The organism is Vibrio sp. Vb1574 (genome assembly GCF_033338675.1).
The window spans coordinates 212,313-218,523 of sequence record NZ_JAWOTC010000006.1 but is presented as its reverse complement, the minus strand read 5'-3'; the positions used below and the strand labels follow the sequence as shown (position 1 = coordinate 218,523).

The following is a 6,211-nucleotide window of genomic DNA, read 5'->3' as shown; positions in this document are numbered from 1 at the left end:
GAACTTAGGTGACACCGAAGTTGGAGACTTAGGCACCTTAGAATACAACACAGGCTCCGGTTGGGTTGCAGTGCCAAACGATGGTGTGGTGACCGTGCCAGCAGGGCAAACTGAGTTTGATGTGCGTATTGCTTCCATTGATGATGCTGTTTATGAAGGTCCAGAAGATTTCAGTGTGACAGTGACTGGCATTGGCGCAGTGCAAGGTAGCGATACCGGTACGGCGACGATTGTGGATGACGGCAGTGGTCCAGGTCCTGATCCGGATGATGACCGCCCGAATGTGACTATTTCAGATGCTGGCACCATCAATGAGGGTGAGACAGCGAACTTCAAAGTGACGCTGTCGAATGCCTCCGAGTCCACTGTTCAAGTCGAGCTAGGCCTGAACTTAGGTGACACCGAAGTTGGAGACTTAGGTACCTTAGAATACAACACAGGCTCCGGTTGGGTTGCAGTGCCAAACGATGGCGTGGTAACGGTGCCAGCAGGGCAAACCGAGTTTGATGTGCGTATCGCTTCCATTGATGATGCTGTTTATGAAGGTCCAGAAGATTTCAGCGTGACGGTGACTGGCATTGGGGCGGTGCAAGGCAGCGATACGGGGACAGCAACGATAGTGGATGACGGTACGGGTCCAGGACCTGATCCGGATGATGACCGTCCAAGCGTGACTATTTCAGACGCTGGCACCATCAATGAGGGTGAGACAGCGAACTTCAAAGTGACGCTGTCGAATGCCTCCGAGTCCACTGTTCAAGTCGAGCTAGGCCTGAACTTAGGTGACACCGAAGTTGGAGACTTAGGCACCTTAGAATACAACACGGGTAATGGTTGGGTTGCAGTGCCAAACGATGGTGTGGTGACCGTGCCAGCAGGGCAAACTGAGTTTGATGTGCGGATTGCTTCCATTGATGACGCCGTTTATGAAGGGCCTGAAGATTTCAGTGTCACGGTAACTGGCATTGGGGCGGTGCAAGGCAGCGATACGGGAACGGCAACGATAGTGGATGATGGCAGTGGTCCAGGCCCTGATCCGGATGATGACCGCCCGAATGTGACTATTTCAGACGCTGGCACCATCAATGAGGGTGAGACAGCGAACTTCAAAGTGACGTTGTCGAACGCCGCCGAGTCTACAGTTCAAGTCGAGCTAGGCCTGAACTTAGGTGACACCGAAGTTGGAGACTTAGGCACCTTAGAATACAACACAGGCTCCGGTTGGGTTGCAGTGCCAAACGATGGTGTAGTAACGGTGCCAGCGGGGCAAACTGAGTTTGATGTGCGTATCGCTTCCATTGATGACGCCGTTTATGAAGGCCCAGAAGATTTCAGTGTGACGGTGACTGGCATTGGTGCGGTGCAAGGCAGTGATACGGGGACAGCAACGATCGTGGACGATGGCACGGGTCCAGGCCCTGATCCGGATGATGACCGTCCAAGCGTGACTATTTCAGACGCTGGCACCATCAATGAGGGTGAGACAGCGAACTTCAAAGTGACGCTGTCGAATGCCTCCGAGTCCACTGTTCAAGTCGAGCTAGGCCTGAACTTAGGTGACACCGAAGTTGGAGACTTAGGCACCTTAGAATACAACACAGGCTCCGGTTGGGTGACAGTGCCAAACGATGGCGTAGTAACGGTGCCAGCGGGGCAAACTGAGTTTGATGTGCGTATCGCTTCCATTGATGACGCCGTTTATGAAGGTCCTGAAGATTTCAGTGTGACAGTGACTGGCATTGGTGCAGTGCAAGGCAGCGATACGGGGACAGCAACGATAGTGGATGACGGCAGTGGTCCGGGCCCTGATCCGGATGATGACCGTCCAAGCGTGACTATCTCAGACGCTGGCACCATCAATGAGGGTGAGACAGCGAACTTCAAAGTGACGTTGTCGAACGCCTCTGAGTCCGCTGTTCAAGTCGAGCTAGGCCTGAGCTTAGGTGACACCGAAGTTGGAGACTTAGGTACCTTAGAATACAACACCGGAAGTGGCTGGGTGATAGTGCCAAACGATGGCGTAGTAACGGTGCCAGCGGGGCAAACCGAGTTTGATGTGCGCATTGCTTCTGTTGATGACGCTGTTTATGAAGGCCCTGAAGATTTCAGCGTGACGGTGACTGGCATTGGGGCGGTGCAAGGCAGCGATACGGGTACGGCGACGATTGTGGATGACGGCAGTGGCCCGGGTCCCGATCCGGATGATGATCGTCCAAGCGTGACTATTACCGATGTTGGCACCATTAATGAGGGTGATACGGCGAACTTCAAAGTCACCTTATCGAACGCGTCTGAAGCGGAAACGCAAGTGGAGCTGGGTCTTAATCTCGGCGATACCGAAGCCGGTGACTTAGGTACCTTGGAATACAACACCGGAAGCGGTTGGGTTGCAGTGCCGAACGATGGTGTGGTGACCGTGCCAGCGGGGCAAACTGAGTTTGATGTGCGTATCGCTTCCATTGATGACGCCGTTTATGAAGGTCCTGAAGATTTCAGTGTTACAGTGACTGGCATTGGTGCAGTGCAAGGTAGCGATACGGGGACGGCGACGATAGTGGATGACGGCAGTGGTCCGGGCCCTGATCCGGATGATGACCGCCCGAATGTGACTATTACCGACGCTGGCACCATCAATGAGGGAGATACAGCCAACTTCAAAGTGACGTTGTCGAACGCCTCTGAGTCCACTGTTCAAGTCGAGCTAGGCCTGAACTTAGGTGACACAGAAGTTGGAGACTTAGGCACCTTAGAATACAACACAGGCTCCGGTTGGGTTGCAGTGCCAAACGATGGCGTGGTAACGGTGCCAGCAGGGCAAACTGAGTTTGATGTGCGTATTGCTTCCATTGATGACGCCGTTTATGAAGGCCCTGAAGATTTCAGTGTGACGGTGACTGGCATTGGGGCGGTGCAAGGCAGCGATACCGGTACGGCAACGATTATTGATAATGATGCTCCTCCTTCTATTTCAAATATTGTGAATGCAGTTGTTTCGGAAGAAGGTTTAGCTAATGGTATCCCTGATAATACAGGATCACCTTCAGACACCACTAACTCCGCAAGTTTCTCAGGAACATTCACAGTTGCCGATCCAGACACGGCGAATGTTTCAGTGGTATTGGCAGGCCCTAACAACCTAACATTAGGAGGGGAGCCTATATCGTGGACGTGGGACAACAGTACTCAAACGCTGACTGCGAAAACTGCTCACCTGAGCGTTGTTGCTACTGTTGTGCTGAGCGAGCCTTCAGCTTCAGGTCAAGGCTCTTGGGACTATACTATTACTCTGTTTGAGCCACTTGATCATCCTGTTAATGATGTGGAAGACATCATCAACTTTGATTTACAGATTTCTGTAAGTGATGGACAAACAACAACATCTCAAAGCTTAAATGTGGCCGTTGAAGATGATTGCCCATACGTGCCTGTGGTTGTTCAACCCGTCGATGTGTCGCTTACTGGTGCACCTAACGTTCTGACAGGGCGCATAGATTTTGCAGGAAGTGAGGCAGACGCAACCAGTCGAACATTTGGGGATGTTGTTGTGACTGCAAACGGTTTTGTGTCTGACGAATCTGTGATGCTGGGAACAGCTGAAATCAATCAATCATCAGAAGGGATTGGCGTTAAAAGTTCTGGTAACAACGGCTTCCAATTAGAAAACGAAGTCGATTATCGATTCGCGGGTAATGAGGGTGTATCAGAGCAGTTAATCATAGACTTAGGCAATAAAGTTGCTTACGGAGCAGAAATAGAATTTGAGAAAATGTTTGGTGGTGAACTTGAGAAAGGAATCGCATCTTTTTATAGAGATGGTGTATTAATTGCTCAGCAATCGTTCAGCTCTGACGCAAGCAGTGGTGATTACGCGGCAAATTTCAATGTTCAACAGGGAGGCTTTGATAAAATTATCCTCGAGGCGACCAGTAATGGCAATGGCCCGGATACTGAAGACAACAGTGACTTTACCGTTAAATCAATAACCTTTACAGGTGCGTACTCTGGCGTGCCAATTGCTAGTGCGGATGGGAACCTCGGTGCTGTATATGGAGCTGATGGCCCTGGTTCTATAGTCTTAAATGGAGGTGAGGCTGGTTTAGAGACTCTAGATGGTAAAGACGTGTTGATATACGTTGATCCACAAAACTCTAATAGACTGATTGCAGAGGCTGATGGAGAGCTTGCATTCGAAGTTCAACTTACACCTAGCACTGGAAAATGGGAGTTCTTCCAATACTTACCTTTGACCTCACCTTATGGCGATGGGGATATCGATTTTAACTACACGATTACTGATAATGATGGAGACAGTAAAACGGGGTACTTTTCTGTCAACCCTTACGCCCCACCAATTGTAGAAGGTGTAACTCTAAACGTTTCTGAGGAAGGCTTAAGCAACGCCATTGCTGATGACTCTGCTCTAAACGGCTTTGATGACACAACTGACTCGAGTACTGATGTAGAACAATTGACGCTGGGTCAAACCGTTGATTCTGTTACGCTCAGTGAACCATCTACAGCTCTTACTAGTAACGGGATCTCTGTAACGTGGACGTTATCAAATAACGACCAAATGCTTATCGGTTCAGCGAACGGTGAAGGGGTTATCAAAATATCAGTCAATGATACTGGAGTGGTATCTACGGAGCTTCTTGGTCCGATTGATCACTCCAACCCATCTGGAGAAGACACCTTAAATATTGAGGTGCCTGTGCTTGTCTCGAATGCTCGTGGTCTTACTAACTCCACAACGGTCAACGTTATTGTGGAAGATGACTCACCAGATTCTGCATCTATTATTCACGATGTAGTTGCAGAAACTAAAGAAAGTGCCAACGTTCAGCTCATAATGGATGTCTCGGGTTCTATGCGAACGGATAATCGCTTGCAGATAATGAAAGATTCGGCAACTCAGTTATTGAATCAATATGAGTCTATCGGTCAAACGCGAGTTCAAATTATTACTTATAGCAGTACAGCATCCACTTACGCTATAGGTGCTGCGACGTGGCTGACGGTCGAGGAGGCCAAAGCGTATATTGAGACGCTAACTGCGGGTGGCGCGACTAACTATAACAACGCGCTAAATGAAGCAAAACAGTCATGGGATGATGTAGGTAAGTTAACCAGTGCGTCGAATGTTAGTTACTTCTTGTCAGATGGTCAGCCAAACCCTGCGTCATCATTTATAAACGACGCTCGCGAGCAGAGTTGGATTGATCACCTAACCGATCCTGATAATCAGATAACAGCCCTAGCGTATGGTATGGGCGTTAATCTTATGCCGGAGCAATTAGATCGCGTAGCATATGATGGCTTTTTGAATCAAGACCTTGATGGTGTTGTGGTTCCTGACGTAACTCAATTACCTCCGGTTATGTTGCAGTCAGTGATTCAACCTGTTGGGGGGAACTTGATGTATACCACTTCTCCAGATACAGGTATTGGTGCAGATGGTGGTTATATTAGCGAAATAGAACATGACGGTGTCACTTATTCGTTTGATGGTTCAGACCTAATAGTAACTGACAATAACGATGGTATTTCGCATGCATTTGACGACACAACGATGCAGCTTACTATCTATATCGACAGCAAACATACTCTGGAAATCGACTTAAACGACGGTGCGTATGCATTTTATGGTGCGGTGGGTGATACAGTTGAAACGTTAGACTTCGATTATGTATTGACGGATAACGATGGTGATCAAAGTGAGAACACCCTGCAATTCGTTATTGATGAAAACGGAGGAGTAAATGCTTCAAGTAATGGCTCTGCAAATATTATTGAAGCTGAAGTGGACGTAAGTCATGACATCTTGATCGGTAATGATAACGAGGCAGATGTCTTTAAATGGGTCAACGACTCCTTGGATACAGGAACAGATCTAATTAGAGGTTTTGAGAGAGATTTGGACACCTTAGATCTGAGTGAAGTCGTTGAAGATGCAGGGCACAATACGATAGAAGAACTTCTCAATAGTATTGACTTGAACATTGATGGCGATGACTTATCTCTAGAAATAACCCATAACGATGGAAACTCAATTCAAACTATCGTAATAGAAAACGGGGCGACAGAGTTTAGTGATTTAATCGTGGGAAATGCGGACTTTGAGAGAGATGTGTTATCCGCACTAACTAAGGTTAACTTAGAGCCATAATGAAAAGGGCCAGTAGGCCCTTTTCTTCTGCTTTGTCTTACTTAT

At 48.3% G+C, this 6,211-nt stretch carries 1 protein-coding gene; it reads left to right on the top strand.

Features of this window, described 5'->3' with window-relative positions; genetic code table 11:
• On the top strand, positions 1–6,166 hold a 6,166-nt coding region (locus R7O12_RS07200; RefSeq protein WP_318125720.1), incomplete at its 5' end, for a Calx-beta domain-containing protein.
• Between the last annotated feature and the right edge of the window lie 45 nt (positions 6,167–6,211).